This window comes from Paenibacillus sp. R-74696, from assembly GCF_055814915.1.
The window spans coordinates 163,683-182,438 of sequence record NZ_JBPULM010000008.1 but is presented as its reverse complement, the minus strand read 5'-3'; the positions used below and the strand labels follow the sequence as shown (position 1 = coordinate 182,438).

The 18,756-nt window shown below is 49.0% G+C and carries 19 protein-coding genes and 1 pseudogene; 17 read left to right on the top strand and 3 right to left on the bottom strand.

The annotated features are described in order from the left end of the window. The 10 genes from ACSR9A_RS01915 to ACSR9A_RS01870 all read left to right on the top strand — a co-directional run. Window positions 1-2,054: WIAG-tail domain (locus tag ACSR9A_RS01915; protein ID WP_473755338.1), on the top strand; the 2,054-nt coding region annotated here is incomplete at its 5' end. Window positions 2,055-2,471: 417 nt separating this feature from the next. Continuing rightward, window positions 2,472-3,326: a glycosyltransferase family 2 protein gene (locus ACSR9A_RS01910; RefSeq protein ID WP_473755337.1), complete on the top strand. Its 855-nt coding sequence runs from the start codon at window positions 2,472-2,474 to the stop codon at window positions 3,324-3,326. 31 nt (window positions 3,327-3,357) lie between these two features. After that, complete coding sequence (locus ACSR9A_RS01905; protein ID WP_473755336.1) at window positions 3,358-4,083, top strand: sugar phosphate nucleotidyltransferase; 726 nt, start codon at window positions 3,358-3,360, stop codon at window positions 4,081-4,083. After that, window positions 4,080-5,438 (top strand): glycosyltransferase family 2 protein, encoded by a 1,359-nt coding sequence (locus tag ACSR9A_RS01900; RefSeq protein ID WP_473755335.1) that lies wholly within the window; start codon window positions 4,080-4,082, stop codon window positions 5,436-5,438. Before ACSR9A_RS01905 ends, ACSR9A_RS01900 begins: the two co-directional genes overlap by 4 nt. A 127-nt stretch (window positions 5,439-5,565) precedes the next feature. Further along, entirely contained in the window at window positions 5,566-5,853 is a 288-nt protein-coding gene (locus tag ACSR9A_RS01895; protein ID WP_338552280.1) for a nucleoside-diphosphate sugar epimerase, read from the top strand. Window positions 5,854-5,878: 25 nt separating this feature from the next. Beyond that, a complete protein-coding gene (locus tag ACSR9A_RS01890; protein WP_473755334.1) occupies window positions 5,879-6,214 on the top strand; it encodes an alpha-helical endospore appendage domain-containing protein in 336 nt (111 codons plus the stop codon). Next, the gene (locus ACSR9A_RS01885; protein WP_473755333.1) at window positions 6,211-6,531 is read left to right on the top strand and encodes a hypothetical protein; all 321 of its coding nucleotides are present in this window, start codon (window positions 6,211-6,213) and stop codon (window positions 6,529-6,531) included. The genes ACSR9A_RS01890 and ACSR9A_RS01885 overlap by 4 nt, the downstream gene beginning before the upstream one ends. Then, window positions 6,528-6,812, top strand: coding sequence for a hypothetical protein (locus tag ACSR9A_RS01880; protein ID WP_473755331.1), 285 nt, complete (start codon window positions 6,528-6,530; stop codon window positions 6,810-6,812). The genes ACSR9A_RS01885 and ACSR9A_RS01880 overlap by 4 nt, the downstream gene beginning before the upstream one ends. A 287-nt stretch (window positions 6,813-7,099) precedes the next feature. Then, window positions 7,100-8,221: a CgeB family protein gene (locus ACSR9A_RS01875; RefSeq protein ID WP_473755330.1), complete on the top strand. Its 1,122-nt coding sequence runs from the start codon at window positions 7,100-7,102 to the stop codon at window positions 8,219-8,221. Beyond that, window positions 8,214-9,335, top strand: a complete 1,122-nt coding sequence (locus ACSR9A_RS01870; RefSeq protein WP_473755329.1) for a CgeB family protein — start codon at window positions 8,214-8,216, stop codon at window positions 9,333-9,335. The genes ACSR9A_RS01875 and ACSR9A_RS01870 overlap by 8 nt, the downstream gene beginning before the upstream one ends. Before the next feature lie 35 nt (window positions 9,336-9,370). Here the strand turns inward: ACSR9A_RS01870 and ACSR9A_RS01865 are convergent, their stop codons facing one another. Beyond that, window positions 9,371-10,417 (bottom strand): ketoacyl-ACP synthase III, encoded by a 1,047-nt coding sequence (locus tag ACSR9A_RS01865; RefSeq protein WP_473755328.1) that lies wholly within the window; start codon window positions 10,415-10,417, stop codon window positions 9,371-9,373. Between the two features lie 168 nt (window positions 10,418-10,585). On the opposite strand from ACSR9A_RS01865, the gene ACSR9A_RS01860 reads away from it, so the two are divergent. Further along, window positions 10,586-11,377, top strand: a complete 792-nt coding sequence (locus tag ACSR9A_RS01860; protein ID WP_473755327.1) for a YhcN/YlaJ family sporulation lipoprotein — start codon at window positions 10,586-10,588, stop codon at window positions 11,375-11,377. Between the two features lie 249 nt (window positions 11,378-11,626). Further along, a complete protein-coding gene (locus ACSR9A_RS01855) occupies window positions 11,627-12,850 on the top strand; it encodes an MFS transporter (RefSeq protein WP_473755326.1) in 1,224 nt (407 codons plus the stop codon). Between the two features lie 476 nt (window positions 12,851-13,326). Here ACSR9A_RS01855 and ACSR9A_RS01850 read toward each other — a convergent pair. Continuing rightward, window positions 13,327-13,576 (bottom strand): annotated as a pseudogene (locus ACSR9A_RS01850) (hypothetical protein). Between the two features lie 236 nt (window positions 13,577-13,812). Between ACSR9A_RS01850 and ACSR9A_RS01845 the strand changes: the two are divergent. Next, window positions 13,813-14,055, top strand: a complete 243-nt coding sequence (locus ACSR9A_RS01845) for a hypothetical protein (RefSeq protein ID WP_473755325.1) — start codon at window positions 13,813-13,815, stop codon at window positions 14,053-14,055. A gap of 178 nt (window positions 14,056-14,233) precedes the next feature. Here ACSR9A_RS01845 and ACSR9A_RS01840 read toward each other — a convergent pair whose 3' ends face one another. Beyond that, window positions 14,234-14,458 carry a helix-turn-helix domain-containing protein gene (locus ACSR9A_RS01840; RefSeq protein ID WP_006040330.1) on the bottom strand — a complete coding sequence of 75 codons (225 nt, stop codon included), beginning with the start codon at window positions 14,456-14,458 and terminating at the stop codon, window positions 14,234-14,236. Window positions 14,459-14,677: 219 nt separating this feature from the next. Between ACSR9A_RS01840 and ACSR9A_RS01835 the strand changes: the two genes are divergently transcribed. From ACSR9A_RS01835 to ACSR9A_RS01820, 4 genes are all read left to right on the top strand, one after another. Further along, the gene (locus ACSR9A_RS01835; RefSeq protein WP_341278738.1) at window positions 14,678-15,352 is read left to right on the top strand and encodes a tetratricopeptide repeat protein; all 675 of its coding nucleotides are present in this window, start codon (window positions 14,678-14,680) and stop codon (window positions 15,350-15,352) included. Window positions 15,353-15,452: 100 nt separating this feature from the next. Beyond that, window positions 15,453-17,210 carry a sensor histidine kinase gene (locus ACSR9A_RS01830; RefSeq protein ID WP_473755323.1) on the top strand — a complete coding sequence of 586 codons (1,758 nt, stop codon included), beginning with the start codon at window positions 15,453-15,455 and terminating at the stop codon, window positions 17,208-17,210. A 162-nt stretch (window positions 17,211-17,372) separates the two neighbouring features. After that, window positions 17,373-17,798, top strand: coding sequence for a MarR family winged helix-turn-helix transcriptional regulator (locus ACSR9A_RS01825; protein WP_473755322.1), 426 nt, complete (start codon window positions 17,373-17,375; stop codon window positions 17,796-17,798). Window positions 17,799-17,830: 32 nt separating this feature from the next. Further along, window positions 17,831-18,418 carry an NAD(P)H-dependent oxidoreductase gene (locus ACSR9A_RS01820; protein ID WP_473755321.1) on the top strand — a complete coding sequence of 196 codons (588 nt, stop codon included), beginning with the start codon at window positions 17,831-17,833 and terminating at the stop codon, window positions 18,416-18,418. The last annotated feature ends 338 nt before the right edge of the window (window positions 18,419-18,756 follow it).

The following is an 18,756-nucleotide window of genomic DNA, read 5'->3' as shown; positions in this document are numbered from 1 at the left end:
TGGCCTTTGCGAGCGTAGATAGTGAAGCGCTGGCGGAAGGAGCCGTGAAGGCGGAGCATCTGTCGACGGACAGCATAACGAGCGACAAAATCACGTATGGCGCTGTTGCTGCGGAGCATTTGGCGACGGATAGCGTGACGAGCGATAAGCTGGCGAATAGCAGTGTCACGACGGAAAAGCTTGGTGAATCGAGCATAACGTCATCGAAGTTGGCTTTTGCAAGTGTAGGCAGTGAAGCGCTGGCGGGAGGAGCCGTGAAGGCGGAGCATCTGTCAACGGACAGCGTAACTAGCGACAAAATCACGTATGGCGCTGTTGCCGCGGAGCATTTGGCGACGGATAGCGTGACGAGCGATAAGCTGGCGAATAGCAGTGTCACGACGGAAAAGCTTGGTGAATCGAGCATAACGTCATCGAAGTTGGCCTTTGCGAGTGTAAGCAGTGAAGCGCTGGCGGAAGGAGCCGTGAAGGCGGAGCATTTGTCGGCAGCGAGCGTAACGAGCGATAAGCTAGCGGATGGCTGCTTCACAACAGAAAAGCTTGGTGAATCGAGCATAACGTCATCGAAGCTGGCCTTTGCGAGCGTAGGTAGTGAAGCGCTGGCGGAAGGAGCTGTGAAAGCGGAGCATTTGTCGGCAGCGAGCGTAACGAGCGATAAGCTAGCGGATGGCTGCTTCACAACAGAAAAGCTGGGCGAATCGAGCATAACGACGTCGAAGTTGGCCTTTGCGAGCGTAAGCAGTGAAGCGCTGGCGGAAGGAGCCGTGAAGGCGGAGCATTTGTCGACGGGTAGCGTGACAAGCGATAAGCTAGCGGATGGCTGCTTCACAACAGAAAAGCTTGGTGAATCGAGCATAACGTCATCGAAGCTGGCCTTTGCGAGCGTAGATAGTGAAGCGTTGGCGGAAGGAGCCGTGAAGGCGGAGCATCTGTCAACGGGTAGCGTGACGAGCGATAAGCTAGCGGATGGCTGCTTCACAACGGAAAAGCTGGGGGAATCGAGCATAACAGCATCGAAGCTGGCCTTTGCGAGCGTAAGAAGTGAAGTGCTGGCGGAAGGAGCCGTGAAGGCGGAGCATCTGACGGCAGAGAGCGTAACGAGCGATAAGCTGGCGAATAGCAGTGTCACAACGGAAAAGCTGGGCGAAGCGAGTGTAACGTCGACGAAGCTGTCCTTTGCGAGCGTAAGAAGTGAAGCGCTGGCGGAAGGAGCCGTGAAGGCGGAGCATTTGTCGACGGGTAGCGTGACGAGCGATAAGTTAGCGGATGGCTGCTTCACAACGGAAAAGCTGTGCGAAGCGAGTGTAACGTCGACGAAGCTGGCTTTTGCGAGTGTAGGAAGTGAAGCGCTGGCGGAAGGAGCCGTGAAGGCGGAGCATTTGTCGGCAGCGAGCGTAACGAGCGATAAGCTAGCGGATGGCTGCTTCACAACGGAAAAGCTGGGCGAAGCGAGCATAACAGCATCGAAGCTGGCCTTAGCGAGCGTAGGAAGTGAGGCGCTGGCGGAAGGAGCTGTGAAAGCAGAGCATCTATCGGCAGAAAGCGTAACGAGCGATAAGCTAGCGGATGGCTGCTTCACAACGGAAAAGCTGGGCGAAGCGAGTGTAACGTCATCGAAGCTGGCCTTTGCGAGCGTAAGCAGTGAGGCGCTGGCGGAAGGAGCCGTGAAGGCGGAGCATCTGTCCACCAACAGCGTAACGAGTGACAAAATTACAGATGGTGCTGTCACCGCCGAGCATCTCGCACCTGCCAGCGTAAAGCTGTCGGCTCTTGCTTTTTCGCCAATCGTTGGACGGAGCGGCAGCATCAGCAAGCAGCAATTTGGGTTATGCCCGTACAGCTTTCCGCCTGAGAAACAGCAGTTAGAGCAGGTTATACTTTTTGATGAACCGTTCGCAAGCAATCAATATGTGCTGACAGCAACGAGCGATCATCCTGCCTGCTATGTATGCATTCAAGCGAAGGAGCCGGGGCATGTCATCCTATCCATTAATCGCCGCTTTTTCAGCGAAGCTTTCACCGGTGCCATCAACTGGATTGCAATCGGGCAATAATGGTTGCTTCGAAATGCTATTAACGATTGCTCGATTGCTGATTAGAGTCAATAATTCAACATGGAAAGAGTTCCTCTTGCGCAGGTCGCGAGGGGAGCTTCTTTATTTCTCGGACTGAAACGCGCTGCGCCGCCAGAGGATGGCGACAGCCGTTTCACCTTGAATTCTAAGAATTTATAAGTTTCATCCTTATAATCCGCTTAGAATTCTCTGACAAAGCTCTTCGCACGTCCCAGAAGGACGACGAAGTCGTTTTTGCTCGGTTAGCGGCCTACTGCTTTTGATATGGGTGCGGGACAGACATCATGGGAGTTGTACATTTGCCGTTGCGCAGATGATGGAGGTACATACAATGAGGTGTAATTACTAAGCAGCACGATTTTGAACTATAGGCGTATACCGAGGTGAACAAAGCGGATGAAGAAAGCGAAGGGTGCGAAGGGGAAAAAAGCCCGGAATTTCCGTGCTGCGAAAAAGCCGCGTTATGCCCAGGGCGGCATGGCCGCAGACGATTATGCCGGAGAAGCGCAGCCGCTGCAGTCTCCAGTCGTCTCCGTTATTATTCCCGTTATGAATGAACGGGCTACCATTCGAAGGATCATTAGGGAAGCAGCAGGCGTCCATCCTCGGACTGAGGTTATCGTCGTTGCAAACGGCTCGACGGATGGTTCAGCCGAAATCGCCAGGCGTGCGGGAGCGCGAGTGCTCCGCTATGAGAAGGCGCTAGGTCATGATGTTGGACGAAGCATTGGAGCGCGGGCTGCTTTAGGTCAAGTGCTGCTGTTTGTAGATGGAGATATGATCATAAGCACTGCGCAATTGCGGCATTTTGTCTATGCCGTGCTGCATCGAGGTGTAGATGCCGCTTTAAATGATTATACCGGCCCGGTAGACAAAAACGCTGTGCACAGCGTCGTGCTCGCGAAGCATGCGCTCAATATTGTGCTGGAGCGACCGGAGCTGAAAGGGGCTTCCTTCACAGCGGTCCCCCATGCGATAAGCAGACAGGGTCTATCTTTAATCGGAGCGGAGGCGCTGTGCGTTCCACCGCTTGCCCATGCGAGAGCGATTCGGCTTGGACTGAAGGTAGAGGCGGTGCATACGGTCAATGTTGGCAAAATGAACCGGCGCAGGCCACAGCGCGAACGGCGAAGCCCGCTTGAGCATCTTATTGTTGGGGATCATTTGGAAGCGATCCACTGGCTGATTACACAATCGAATGAACGTGGCGGCTTTGAGGATTACCGTCGCTGCCGCGAGTTTGCGCTTTAAGCTAAGGCTTAAGCGGCATGGAGGTTGAACCGTGAAAGCAGTCATATTGGCAGGAGGAACAGGGACGCGGCTAAGGCCGCTGACCACTTTAATGAACAAGCATATGCTTCCAGTAGGCAAGCATCCCATGATCTTTTATGGCATCGATAAGCTGCATCAGGCAGGCATTCAAGAAATGCTGCTCGTGACAGGACGGCAGTCGATAGGTTTGTTTGCAGAGTATTTAGGAAGCGGCCGTGAGCTAGGTGTCTCGCTGACTTACCGCATTCAGGAGGAAGCAGGCGGCATTGCGGAAGCGCTGGAGCTGGCGCGCGATTTTATTCGAAATGATGAGAAGTTTATCGTGCTGCTTGGCGATAATTTGTTCGAGGATAATTTGGCTCCGTATGTAAGGAAATTTGCCCGGCAGCAGGAGGGTGCGATGGTACTGCTCAAGCAGGTGCCAGACCCCCATCGCTATGGCATAGCCGTGTTTCAGGAAGCGGGACAAATCGCTTATATAGATGAAAAACCGGCAGAGCCGCAATCGGATTTATGCGTAACGGGCATTTATATGTACGATTCCAGCGTTTTTGCAGCGATTGATCGGCTGGAGCCATCAGGGCGTGGGGAACTGGAAATTACCGACCTGAACAATATGTATGCGCGGGCGGGAACGCTTGCTTCCCATACGCTTGCAGGATGGTGGACGGATGCGGGAACGTTCGAATCCTTGCATGAAGCCGCAGCGAGGCTGTTGAAGGAGACGGGAGAATGAGGAGAATAGCGGCAAGAAAACGACCCCGCAATACTAGGCAATCCCGCATACGGCAGCAGGCATCGTATGCGCAGGGTGTCGAGCAAGGCTATCAGGATGGGCGGCAAGCGGGATTTACTAGCTATAATGAGAAGTTTCAAGGAACGAGCATCATTATTCCTAGCTATAATCAGCTCCAGTATTTGAAGATGTGCATTGAAAGCATTATGGACCATACGGATCTTGCCTATGAAATTATCGTCATTGACAACGCTTCGACCGATGGGACGGGGAGCTATTTGGCCCAGCTTGATGGTCAGGTGCGCTACCGGATTTTAAACGAAAACTTCGGCTTCGCTGGAGCGGTCAACAGAGGCATGATGATGGCTAAAGGCACGATGATGCTTATTTTGAACAATGATACGCTCGTAACCGACAATTGGCTGGACAATATGATGGCCTGCTTGAACAGCAATCCGCAAATTGGCATGGTTGGGCCTGTCACGAATTATATCGGCGGCGAGCAGCTGATAGAGGTTCCTTATACGAATGTTGCGGATATGCCAGACTTTGCAAGGCTGAATAATGTGCCGGATCCTAGACGCTGGCAGCAGGTTGATCGGCTGACGGGCTTCTGCCTTCTGCTGAGGCGGGAGCTGTGGGAGAAAATCGGTTATTTTGATGAAGGCTTTGAAATCGGCAATTTTGAAGACGATGACTATAACATTCGGGTGAAGCTGCTAGGGTATTCGCTTGTCATTGCCCGCGATTCGTTTATTCACCATTTTGGCAGCGTCAGCATCAAAGCGCTAGGTGCGCAGCTTGAGGAAGTTAATAACCGAAACCTGCAGCATTATATGAATAAATGGGGCAATCCGCATGAGCTGGTCAGCGTCATGAAGCATCGCTTCGCCGAGCAGCCTGCACTAAAGGCTGAGATCGCTGTGCTTGGGGAAGCAGCCTATTACCCAGACAGCATTGCTGTTACTTCAATAAAAGGTTCAGTGTATTGGATTGAAGGCGGCGTCAGGCGCCCTGTTGAAGGCGAATTTGCTGGAGAAGCCAGTCACATCGGGCAGATTGATATCAGACGATGGGCAATCGGACCGCCGATTTCAAGCGAGGAAGTTCATGCAAGGCGGCAGCAAATGCTGGCGATGGAAGGCAGCGAGCTTCATGGCAAAATCGTTAGCGGACTTGATGGTTTTCATTATTATATGCAGCAGGGCTTTAAGCGGAAAATGATAACGGAAGCTGCTTATGAAGGCTGGGCGCTTACGGCAAGACCGTCAGTCCAGCTCACAATGGAGCAGCTGCAAGCCATTCCGGAAGGCTTGCCGATTATTCCCGCTGTCAAGCTCCGCCAACAACTTTAGAATGGTTATCAAGCCACTGTTCGGCGCCAAGTATCACTGTGTATCGCCGTGCATATGCTGTAAATAGCTGCACCTATTCAAGTGGCGGCACAGGGCCAAGCCATAGCCCGAAGGAGGATTGTTGGCCATGCAGCATATCGTAACCGAAATTATTGAGCATTTATCCCATTCCAACAGCCAGATGGCACGTGTGCTGGAAGCAAAGCGCCATGTCACGGTACGAATGGCCGAAATTGTGAAAAGCCTCCCTGATCATGGGCCGAATTTGGGCGGCGTGGACGATCTGCTTGGGGAATCGCAAGCGCTGCTGGGCAGCGTGATTGCTTATTTAAACAGCATGGCTGAGCTGCAGGAGACGCTGGCATCTCAGCTGTCTTATACGATAAAAGAGCTGAACCCAGGCGAGGAAGAATGACGAAGCGAAAAGGGGAGCGCATGTCATGGACCGAGAGCAAGCCTATATGCGCATGTTGGGCGCTACAGCCAATATGCAGTGGAACGTGGCGCTAATTCTGGAGGCGAAGGCGGAGGAAGCGGAGAAGGCCCGCAACTGGATATGCAATCATATTCATACGGGCACTTTCTCAGGCGATCAGACGCAGCTTAAGCAGACGCTAGGTGTACATGACCAGATGGTCGAGACGATTGAAGGCATTAACAAAATGAGCCAAGGCATCGTATCCGTGCTCAAAGCCGTATTGCAGAAAGATGGGGAGGAAGGCCATTCCTCCGGCTCGGATTTCCACTTTGGCGGCGGATTCGGAGGCGGGAATTGAGGGAACTGGTGCGCCGCGAGCGCGAGGTTAAATTGGAGGTGCTGGCTTCGATTGCGCGCAGCCAGCTCGCGCTTGCCCGCATTTTGAACAGCGTGGCTGATGTTGCCGAGCTCGCGCCTCAAACAGCCAAGCGAATTGGCGAAAATGTACGACTATTGACGAGCATGCAGGAGCAGTTAGCTGAGAGCGTGACAGGCTGGCCTGTGCGCAGTTACCGGGTAAGGACGGGCAAGCCGCCCGAGCCTTGGCTCCGTAACGAGCTGCGACGAAAGCAGGTGCGGTGGCACCCGCAAGTGAACAGGAGGAATTGGAATTGAGTATAAAAAAACGCGTGTCCGTCCGCAAGCGGGCGACGAAACGCTCCGCCAGCAAAGCTGTATCGCGCCGCTCAAAAAGCACGCGAACACGCAAGGCAACAGGGAAAAAAAGAGGAAGCAGCTCATCGCTGCGCCGCCGCAGGAAGGTGATCAGGAAGCGTGTGATCGGGACGGAGACCTTTAATGAGGGCTTCAACCAGACGTATAATACCGGCTATAATGCAGGTTTTGCGAAAGGCTTTGAAGATGGACATCAGCTCGCGTATGAGCAAACGCCGTAGCGGTCATCTTCGTCATGCTTTAGTGAAAAATGCGGCTATTATTTTTAAATTAGCTCGGCCTGCTTGATGGTTTATTCAGCCACCAGGCAGGCCAGGGCTATTTTTAAAATAGAGAGGACAAGCTGTGTTCGTATCACGATATGGCAAAAGTCTTGGCGGAAACAGCAGGTTAAACGCCAATTTTTGCGATGCAGGGATAAGTGCCGCTTAGCCTTGCTGCTTTTTGTCATATACATAATGAAAACGTGTTGTGCAGCGATTGAAAACGAAGCAAGGCGGTGCAGCAAATGATGGCCAGAAAAAATAATTCCCGCAAGCAAGTCAGGCAAAGTGGGTATGAAATCGGCTTTCATACCGGCTGGCGAGACGGGGCTTGCGAAGCGGTAAGCGGGCTTTTGCCCCCGCCGGAGCTGACGCCCGTTCCGCTGCGAATGCTCTATATTCCGCAAGGTTTTGAGGCAATTGACGCAGGCCTTATTGAGGCGCTGCAGGCGAGTGTAAGCGAGCTTCATGTCGGAAGCGCAGAACAGCTTGCCGAGCAAGCGGCAGCCATTTCCCCCGACATCGTGCTTGTGATGAATGGGCTGCATACTTTTCCAGCCAATCATCTGCAGCAGATCGCCGCGGTCAGGCAGCAGGGCATCCGCACAGCGGTATGGTTTGTAGATGATCCTTACATGACGGAGAAAACGGCTATTGCGGCGCCGCATTATGATGTGGTGCTAACGCATGAGCTTGGGACACTTGAGCTGTATCGCAGTGCAGGCTGCGCAAATGTGCATTATTTGCCGCTGGCGGTGCATGCCGGCTTGTATCGGCCACAGCGAACGGATTCAGCTTTTGCCAGCGATGTTTGCTTCATAGGGCAAGGATTTTGGAACCGGATTGGTCTCCTTGATGCCATTAGCGAGCGGCTGCTGGCTAAGAGGCGCAAAATCTTTTTGTCCGGAGGGCTATGGGAGCGTTTATCGGCCTATAAGCGGCTGCAGCCGTTTATCCATACCGACTGGTTAAGCGCAAAGCAGACAATCCCCTATTATAACAGCGCCAAAATCGTCATTAACATGCATCGCACAACAGAGATAGGCTCAGACAATTTTAATACTTTTCAAAGCCCAGGGCTTTCTATTAATCCGCGAACCTATGAAATCGCCGCTTGCGGCGCCTTTCAGCTAACGGATATTCGTGAGGATTTGCCGCATTATTACATCTTAGGTCAGGAAATTGAAACATTTCAGCATGCGGAGGAGCTTGCTGAAAAAATCGATTTTTATTTGGAAAATGAGGAAGCGCGCAGCCGGATCGCAGTGAATGGGCTGCGCCGCACGCTGCGGGACCATACATTCAGATCGCGTGCTGTGCAGCTATTGCAGCTTATTATGAAGGAGGAGGAGGAGCCCAATGGCTAAACGATCGGTTTTGCGAAAAAGAGAGCGGCCGCCTACTGAAGTGGAGCTAGGGAGAGCCGCAGGCTACCATGCTGGTTGGGGGGACGGTTATTGGTTTGGCCAATGCGAGTCGGTTATTAGCCGTATTCCCCCAGTAGCAGGAGTATGGCCTGTACATGTCATGTATGTGTCTACGGGAAAGGGATTTCCTTATTCGCCGCTTGATGAAGCGGTTGCCGCCACGTTAACGGGAATGGTAGCCCAGCTAACTGTCGTGCAAACGGGGGAGCCTGTAGCAGAAGTCGCTGCGCGCTTGCGGCCGGATTACGTGATTGTACTGGATGGGCTGCAGTTTGATGTAGCGCAGATTGATGCTATGCGGGCTTTGGGTATTCGGACTGCCATATGGTTTACAGATGATCCTTATTATGCGGATATTACAACAACGCTTGCCCCGCACTATGACACCGTGTTTACGCTTGATCGAAGTAGCGTGGCGCTTTATCAGCAGCTCGGCTGTGCCAATGTGCATCATTTGCCGTTCTGCGTTATGCCTGCCCAATTCCGGCCGATGAACCCACAGCGCAGCAAACGCAAGGAAATCAGCTTCATCGGCTCAGGCTACATGAATAGAGTGCACTATTTTAATGAGGTAGCCTCTTATTTAGCTTCCAAGGATACACTGATATCGGGAATATGGTGGGATCGGCTGGAAAAGTTCGATATGCTTAAATCTAAAATCAATCTGGGAGACTGGCTGAGCCCGCAGGATACGGCGCTTGCTTATAATGCTTCAAAAATTGTCATCAACATGCATCGAGCTCACGATGATGCCTTATTCAATAGCAACAGTCTTGGCGTAGCAGCTTCCTCTCCAAATCCGCGAACGTTTGAAATTTCTGCCTGCGCCGTGCTCCAGCTAACGGATGTGCGGGAGGATTTGGCTTCCTTTTACACACCTGGTGTGGAAATTGTTACGTATGAATCTCCGCAGGAAATGGTGGAAAAGCTGGCCTATTATTTGAATCATGAAAATGAACGCAAGGAAATTGCGATTCGCGGCATGCATCGCACGCTGAGCGAGCATACTTATGCCCATAGGCTGCATGCGATGCTGTCCATATTATTTGCTTAATGAGGCTTGGGGCAAGCTGCATTGGCTGCGGCGGCTTAAATGGACCAGCGCATAATAACGCCAGATTGCGTAAGTCCGCCGCCAAAGCCGTACAACAGCAGCAGATGACCCGGCTGCACTCTGCCGTCTTTGACGGCTGCATCAAGCGCAAGCGGAATGGAAGCTGCAGAGGTGTTGCCATAATGCTCAATGCTGGACAGCGCCTGCTGCGCTTCAAATCCGATACGCTCGCATAAAGCATCAATTATACGCTGATTGGCATTGTGCGGAACGAACCAATCAATCGTCTGAGCGGTGTAGCCGCTGCCGTCTAGCAGCTCTTGAACGCCTGCTGCTACGCGGCTTAATGCCCAGCGGTACACTTCCCGGCCGTTTTGGACGAGCATGCTGTTCTGGGAAAGCTCGAAGCTGCCGATGTGCGGCGCCAGGCTGCTGCGGTATACATGATGGCCCTGCTCGCCATCGGTGCTTGCATTCGAAGCAAGTATGTCGCCAGCAGAAAGTGTTGAATCAGAGTTAGTCGTGCTAATATCTACTCCTACTCCCGTATCGGTCGTTTCAACGAGCATGGCACCTGCGCCATCGCCGAATAAAATGCAGGTCGTCCGGTCTGTATAATCAGTAGCACGCGAAAGGGTTTCGGTGCCAATAATTAAAATTTTGCGGCATAGCTTGGAGAGCAATAGGCCGTTTGCCATTTGCAGGGCGGATGTGAAGCCGGCGCATGCGGCTTGCAAATCAGCATTTCCGCAGCCTTTCATGCCGAATGCGGCCTGCACTCTTGAGGCTACACTTGGGACGAAAGTATCCGGTGTAGAGGTCGCGACAATGATGTAGTCGACATCATGAACGTTTTTTTCATATCTATGGATCAAATCGCGAACGGCTTCAATGGCCAAATCGCTTGCATATTGCCTTTCTCCCGCAATACGGCGTTCGCGAATGCCTGTGCGTTGAAAAATCCATTCATCCGAAGTATCTACGAGCTTCTCCAAATCTTGATTGCTTAAAATGCGTTCAGGTACATAAGTGCCGATAGCCGTTACTGCTGCATGGGAATGAACGAGAGTGGAAATAGTCATTGAAAACAACTCCTTCACAATTTAGTACCAGATGCTAATACCTGATAATAAATTACTCCTCTCCATACAATTTGTCAAGTCCCATTCGTGCATAGTCTGAATCCCGGACACCCATCCTAATAGCGGGTCATGAGGCCTGTAAACAACAACAAGGGAGGAATACGGCACATGCGTAAAACGAATTTTCTTGCTGTCTTGTCCGCAGGAGCCTTGCTAAGCGCTATGCTGACAGGCTGTGCAGCCAATCAAGGGGATTTAGGTAATAAGAACATTCGCACCAAAATGGTAAGGGAAGATGCAAATGGCAACAAAATGTTAAAGGATCGTTTTGCCAACGATCATATGAATGAGAAAAACTACGTAAACGGCAAAAGCATTCGAGGCAACAATATTGTAGGGAGTCATAAAAATTATAAAATGGAAATGAGCGAAGAAATTGCGAAGCGCATTGCCAATAAGCATAATGTTAGATCAGCTAATGTATTGTTGACCGATAACAATGCCTATGTGGCCGTATCCTTTGAGGACAACCTAAATAATGGCGATAAAAAGCTGATGAGCCGCACAAACTCCAGCTATATGGGCCGAGACGGCTCCAATTACCAACGCCGCATGAATACGATGAGCACAGGCGAAAACGCGCTGACCTCACAAATTAAAGCCGACATCGCCAAGGAAGTCAGAAGGGTGAAGCCAGGTGTGGACAATGTGTACGTATCGGCAAACCCGGATTTTGTCGGCCGAATGACCAGCTATATGACAGATGTCCGCAATGGCCATCCGATCCAAGGCTTCTTGGTTGAATTTAATGCCATGGCGGAGCGTCTGTTCCCGGCCAACGCTAACAAAATTGAAACGCGCAATTATGATGGCAACATGAACTATCGCAGCATGACCGACCGTACAGACCGCGATAATTACACGAATGCGCACAGAAGCAGTCCGATGATTTACGACTAACGTTTAGTGAAAAATAGGGCATGAAGCATTCAGCGTGATTCACGCTAAAGCATTTAAATGATAGCAGCAGCCGGCGAATTAGAGCCGGCTGCTTTTGTTTGTGTTCAGTTAATTTGTCTTTTCTGCATCACTATTATTTGCTATAATAATTCTAAATTTTAGGAGGTGTCTTTCTTGACCCATTCCATGCGTTTACGTTAATTTAAGGTGCATATGTCATAGTCAAAATGAATGAAGGAGACTATATCCATGCAGCTTAAATGGCAAAAAACGTTCGCGATTATTTTCAGCGGACAAATCTTTTCCATATTGACGAGTTCGATGGTACAATTTTCGGTTATTTGGCATCTGACGCAAACGACCGGGTCCGCTTCGGTTTTAATGATTGCGGGCTTGGCTGGATTTTTGCCACAGGCAATTTTAGGGCCTTTTATTGGCGTATGGCTGGATCGCTGGAACCGTAAATTGACGATGATTATAGCTGATAGTGCAATTGCCTTTTTTAGTTTGATTTTAGGCTTGTATTTCTTTTTTGGCGAGCCGAGTCTAGCGTTTGTATACGTTATTTTAATGGTTCGCTCTGCTGCCTCTGCATTCCATGCGCCTGCTTTTCAAGCTGCGATCCCATTAATGGCACCTGAGGATCAGTTGACGCGTGTGGCGGGCTGGCAGCAGATGGTTTATTCCTTTTCCAGTGTAATCGGACCGGCGCTTGGCATTGCTATTTATTCAGCAACTTCGCTCGGAGCGTTGTTGTTCCTTGATGTGGCAGGGGCATTAATTGCCAATGTCATGCTATTGTTCGTGAGGATTCATCAGCCAAAGTCGGAGACAACACAAGCGCCATCCTTTTTCAAGGAGTTTAAGCTGGGCTGGGATGCTTTCATTAAAGTAAAGCCAATTGTCGTGATTACGATAGCTACAGCTATTTTCAGCATCGTATTTATGCCCTTGGCGACATTGTTTCCTTACATGACGTTGTCTCATTTCGGGCGTGGGGGATATAGTGCAAGCCTCGTTGAAGCGATTTTTGGCATTGGCATGATTGCGGGTGGTGTACTGCTTTCGGTCGTCGCTTCAAAATGGAAGGACATTACGTATATGAGCCTGAGCTTGGCCATGATTGGTCTGACCTGTGTGCTGAGCGGTGTGATCAGCAAGGAGGCTTTTGTGCTGTTCGTGATCGTATCTTTCTTTATGGGAGCGGCAGCACCTTTCTTCAATGGGCCTTATATGGCCATGATTCAAAGGGCGTTTGAGCCTTCAATGCTGGGACGCGTTATTTCGCTCGTCACAAGCGTGATGATGCTCTCATCCCCGATTGGGCTAGCATTAGCAGGACCTATTGTCGATAAGTATGGCGTACAGGTGTGGTTTTTTTGGTCGGGTATAGTCATTATTTTGGCCAGTATTGTCATATTTGCTTTGTTCCAGCGCATGAAGGTAGAATTGCCGGAGGCTTCGGAGGGGTAGAGAGGAATTCATAACGGCTCGCTTTGAAAGTTGGATAGATTGAAAGTGGAGTAGAGGTTGCCTTGAGTGTAGGGCAATCTCTACTCTGTTTTTATTATGTTTAGATGGCTTTGAATGGTTGGTTGCTCGATCTAACGTTTAATTTTTGTATCACTAATGTAATGTGAAAATTAAACGTTAGATAAATGAGGCAATGATGTGAAAGACGATTCAAGCGCTTAAGGAGTCGAAAGTGATGAGTGAAGTTCTAGCTTTTCCAAATCCACGATAAATCCATAGGCTTTCAAAATATCTAAACCAAGTAAACCTTTATGTGAATTAGGGAGCATTCCGACATCAATCTCAATATTCTTGATCTGAAGAGCATCAATTTGAATATAATCCAGTATCAATAATGATATCTGTCAGTTGCAGTATTTGTCCACGATAACAAATAGTTAGAGTCGCTGTTATCAGTTGTCCATCATAAGCCATCTTCATGACCAGCGTCTCACTCTCAGCAGAGGATCTTTGCGCAGATGAATGATGCAATCCTCATTGGAGGTGTGATAAACAAGGTTGCCTGGCTCAACATTGAAAAACTCTCGATTGGCATCTTTATCGAGAACCATCCGAATAGGTGCTACTTCCGTAACTATTTTTTTTCTCATCCTCTTCACGGTAGTCAAGTATGGAAAGCAGTACAAATTGATCGGGAAACAAATCTCTGACTTCTTGCCATTTCATTGATAATCCCTCCAGTGATAATCTGAAATCTGACTCTATTTTATCATAATATAAATACAATAAGAGAGAGCGGATTTCTATTTTCTATGAAATAGTTTTTTAAAAATTAGTGCTTTCGAGGAGACAAAGATGACTTATAACAAGGTTGTAATTACCATCATGCTTTGCCCGTAAAGAGTGATTCCTTTGACTTTTTTACGGGCGGAGCCTTTGCCCAAGGGAGCGTGATGGTATTAATGAAACCACATCAAAAAAATCGCAGTCAGGCCTATGTACGGCATCACAGAAGGCGGGTTATTCAGAGCAAGCTGAATTTGTCCAAGCGTTATGGATGGGGAGTGAAATTTGCAGGCCTTTTTGCAAAAGGAAAGGTGCATTGTTCCTGCTATTGGTGTTGTTATAAAACAAAGTTGCTTGGCTTTCCTAAATCCGAGCTGGCAAGAATACATGCCTGTAGTGAACAATTGTTTGAGTTTTAATGAAAAACAAAGCTACATCAAGCCGAACATGAATGCCTTAATATTAGGCTTCCATGTTTTACACACAAAAAAATAAAGACAGCATAGCGCACTATGCTGCCTCGCGAAATACCATAAATGGTAACAACCTATTAGCAAATGGCTTTTGCCAAAGCAATGAAGAAGGGAGAGCCGTGAATTAAATCTGCAGCTCCCCGAGCTTGATTAGCTCGACAACCGCTTGCGAACGACCTTTAACGTTTAATTTTTGCATCACATTAGAGATATGGTTGCGGACGGTCTTCTCGCTAATGAACAGCTGTTGCGCAATATCTCGTGTTGTTTTGTCTTGGACTAGAAGCTCGAATACCTCGCGTTCACGATGTGTCAGTAAAAACTTGCTCTTATGGTCGCTACCTTTCACCTTTTCAGTCACCCCTCCTTGCTTGGGTTTTTATGGTTTAACAAGGTTAAGGGATACAGTCAAAATATAGTATGAATGACGGGTGCCAATGGTGCTGTTGGCGGAGAAAATGGGCGCAATCGGCGAATTTTATGGTATGATAGATGAAAAAATTAACCAATTGACGCCGGAGCTGTTCCACTGAACGCTTGCGGTGTTATTCAGGCATGGGAGGAACGAATGAGTAAAATCTTTTTATTTTTCTTTTTGACTTGGCTCACGGGAAATCCGTTTATTGCGATTATCGTACTGCTGCTTATTTTGTATGCGCTGGATCGCCGATTTGTCGGCTTGACGCCAAGCTTTGTACGGCCTTTACGCAGATCGAGCCAGCTTAGGAAGCTAAGACGTCATGTTGATATGGCGCCTAACGATGTGTCCTCCAAACAGGAAATCGCGAGAATTTTAATCGAGAAGAAAAAATATAACGAAGCGCTAGGCTGGCTTTCTCCAATGGAGCACACGCTTGAGGATTCCGCTGAATATTGGGATGATCTAGGCCTTTGCTTGCTGCAGGCGAGGCAGATGGAGCGCGGCGAAGAGGCCATTAAACGGGCGCTTGCGCTAAACGAACGGGTGAAATACGGCGCGCCGTATTTGCGTTTGGCTGCGCTGTATGCAGGCAAAGATGCATCCCAGGCTATTTACTATATTGAAGCGTTTCAGCGCATTCAATCGTCTTCCTGTGAGGCCTATGAACGTCTGGCGGGCATATATAAGGCGATGGGCAAGGAACAGGATGCGAAAGAGGCAATCGAGGAAGGATTGCGCATTTATCGAACGCTGCCGAAATACAAAAAACGCGGAGAGCGTAAATGGGCGCTTCGCCTATGGTTCAGAAGATGGAGCAAGTAATGGAAAAGATTACAAGGCAGCGTATGAAAAACGTTTATTGTCGTTTGCCTAAAAATCGTACATAATCTAGTTAATAGCGTAGAAGATAGAGGAGCAATACATGCAGCGGAATATATGGTTTATGGCGATTTCACTTATTGTAGTCATTATTTTATTGAACAACACAGCTTATTATTTTTTAACGAAAGAATCCTTGGAGGATGCACTGAATCGGGAAGTTGCCGCCGTAGCCAGGCAAATTGAATTTTCAGTGGAGCAATCGCGGTTAGGGGCGGAGCGTTATCAGGATTTAATCGGCGATGAGCTTCGGGTCGTATCGATTGCTGCCCAATATGCCCTTGATCCCGACGTTGATAAAGTCACGAACGAGCAGCTTGTGGAGCTAAGCGAGAAGCTTGGCGTCAATCATATTACGCTGCTCAAGCGCGTGAAGGACGATATTTTACTGTATAAATCGTCCGATGAGACACAGCTTGGCAAAAGCACGAAATCATGGGATCCTTGGTTTGTCGTGTTTAACCAGCTGTTCGATCAGCGAAATGTGGAAATCGACTGGCTAGGCAAATCGCTGCCCAACTTTTGGAGCGGTCCCTTCGAGGTGGCTTCTACCGACCCAGGCAGCATTTATAAATGGGGCTATTATTTTGACGGGACGACGAATTACATAACCGATCCTTATGTCAGCTATACGAAGCTGGCGGAATATGAGGAGCTAACGGGTGTAGATTCGTTGATTAAGAAGACCATTGAAAGCAATAAGGCGCTGCTTGAGGTCACGGTGCTTAATCCGGAGACGTTTGCGAAAGGGCCCTTCGAGACGGTTCACCCGAACGGCGACGTGCAGGAGCATATTTTGCAGCAGCCGATCTTGTATGGAAGCTACAATTATGTTGCGGACGGCGACGTAGCTAACGTATCGAAGGCCTTCAATACGAAACAAAGAGTAACTGTGGATGAAGTAGTGGGTGGCAAGCATGTTTTCAAAATGTTCATTCCCGTCTTTACCGAAGACAAAGGACTGAATATTGTAGATGAGAACGGCGTGCCTATGGACAGCTATGTGCTGACGCTGGTATCCGATTATCAGGTTATTCGCGACCAGATGTCTACGCAGCTGTTGAATATTGCCATCATCATTGTTCTTGTAACAGCACTAAGTCTGGTGACGGCAGGTGTCGTGATGAACTATTACCGCCGTTCCCGCGAAAATGCGGTGCAGGTCACCCAGCAAACGTACGTCGATGAAATCAATCAGATGTTTCAATCGATTCGGGCTCAGCGACATGATTTTCTTAATCATGTGCAGACCATTCATTCGCTTGCGGAATTAAACAAGCACCAGGAGCTCATTGCCTATACGAAGGAGCTGACGGGTGAAATTCGGCAAATGAACGACATTATTAATATTGGCAATCCCGCGATTGCCGCGCTTATTCGCTCGAAAACATCGCAGGCGGAAAGCTACCGCATTATGTTAGAGTGCACCTTTACGAGCTTTGACAAGCTGGAAATGGGCGTCAAGACGCTCGATTTGAATCGTATACTTGGCAATCTCATTGACAATGCTTTTGATGAGACGATGAGATATCCGGAGAGCATGCGAGTAGTGGAGCTGCAAGGCTTGCAGCGAAATGGCATGCTTGAGTTCACGATTACGAATACTTGCGAGGACGCCGAGAAGGTGGCGGCGATGCCGCTCTTCCAATCGGGCTATTCCACGAAGGATCAGCAGGATCACCAAGGGCTGGGCTTGTCCATTGTGAAGTCGATTGTAGACAAATATAAAGGCACCATACACATTTATGCTGATGGACCTGACCGTCTGACCTTTTTTATCACGATTCCTCATAAAATATAATCGTTTTGCGGCGCAGCAGCTCCTGCTTTCCTTATGAAAGCCGGGAGCTGCTTTATTTTATAAATAAGCCACTTATAAGAGTATTTGGAGCGAAACGGGGGAAATGCTAACAGTGAAAAATAAGCGCTTGAAAATGCATAGATATCTATGTATAATCGTATTATGATAAAACATAACGCCTTATCCTTAGTTGCTAAAATTCGAGACAAAGCGAATAAGCTGATTGTCAGTGAGCTGGAAGCAAATCAGATTACAGGAATTGTGCCTTCCCATGGTGATATACTCATGTTTCTCTATCGGGAGAAGCAGCCGCTGTCTGTCAAGGCATTAGCAGAGAAAATCCATCGCACACAGCCGACGACCACCGTGCTCATCAACAAGCTGGAGCAGCTTGGCTTTGTAGATCGGACAAAGGACGAGAAAGACAGCCGCGTATCGCTGATCCTTTTGACCGAGAAGGGACGGGGGCTGGAACCGATTTTTGTAGCTATTTCCCAGCAGGTTAATGACACGATTTATGGCAGCTTAAGCGAAGAACAGAGCTTGCAGCTAGAGCAGCTGTTGGAGCAAGTACACACCCAGTTTTAAAAAATATAATGATTATTTAGGAGGATTTCCCCATGAAACATCTTATCGTATTTGCCCATCCGAATGAAGATAGCTACAACCGTGCCATTTTGAACACAGCGGTGCAAAGCTTGAAGGCAGAAGGCCATGAAGTAACGGTGCGTGACCTGTATGAGCTGAAGTTTCAGCCGGTGCTGACGCCGGAAGACACAGCAGCCATGCGTGCTGGCCAGACGCCGGAAGATATTTTGACAGAGCAGAAGTACCTTACTGAAGCTGATGCGGTTACTTTTATTTATCCGATTTGGTGGACGGGTCTTCCTGCTATTTTGAAAGGCTATGTTGATCGCGTATTTGCATACGGCTACGCCTATGCTTACGGAGAAACTGGCATTGACAAGCTGCTTACCGGCAAAAAAGGCTTCATCATTAACACGCACGGCACGCCAAGTGAAATTTATGATCAAATCGGGATGACCGCTGGCATGAAAAACACTTCCGATACAGGCATTTTTGATTTTGTCGGCATTGAGTCCGTTGGACATTTGTTCTTTGGCAGCATTGGCCAAATCGGCGAAGCTGAGCTGAAGGCGAACCTGCAGCAAGTGGAGCAGACGGTTAAAACGGTATTTCAGGGTTAATGAATGGTAGTAAGTATTACCTAAAGGCCTCTGGCACGACTGCTGATTAAGCAGCTCGGATAGAGGTTTTTTCTAGGCTCCTTCTGGCAGTGATGAGTATAGAAATGGATAGGAACCTACGCACCGAAAGGCAGCTTCGTGAATGAACTTTTGGTGGACACAGCGGCCGCTATTTCAGCCGAATCACTGGTTAAGGTAGCATACGCGGACTCAGGAGACGCTAATGGGCTGCCAAACTTCATTTTGAAGGGGAAATCAAGGAAATAACGGATTTCCTGTCCGCGCACGACCTCAAATCTTCTTATAAGTCAGAATAGCGGAAACTCAGTCCTTTAAAA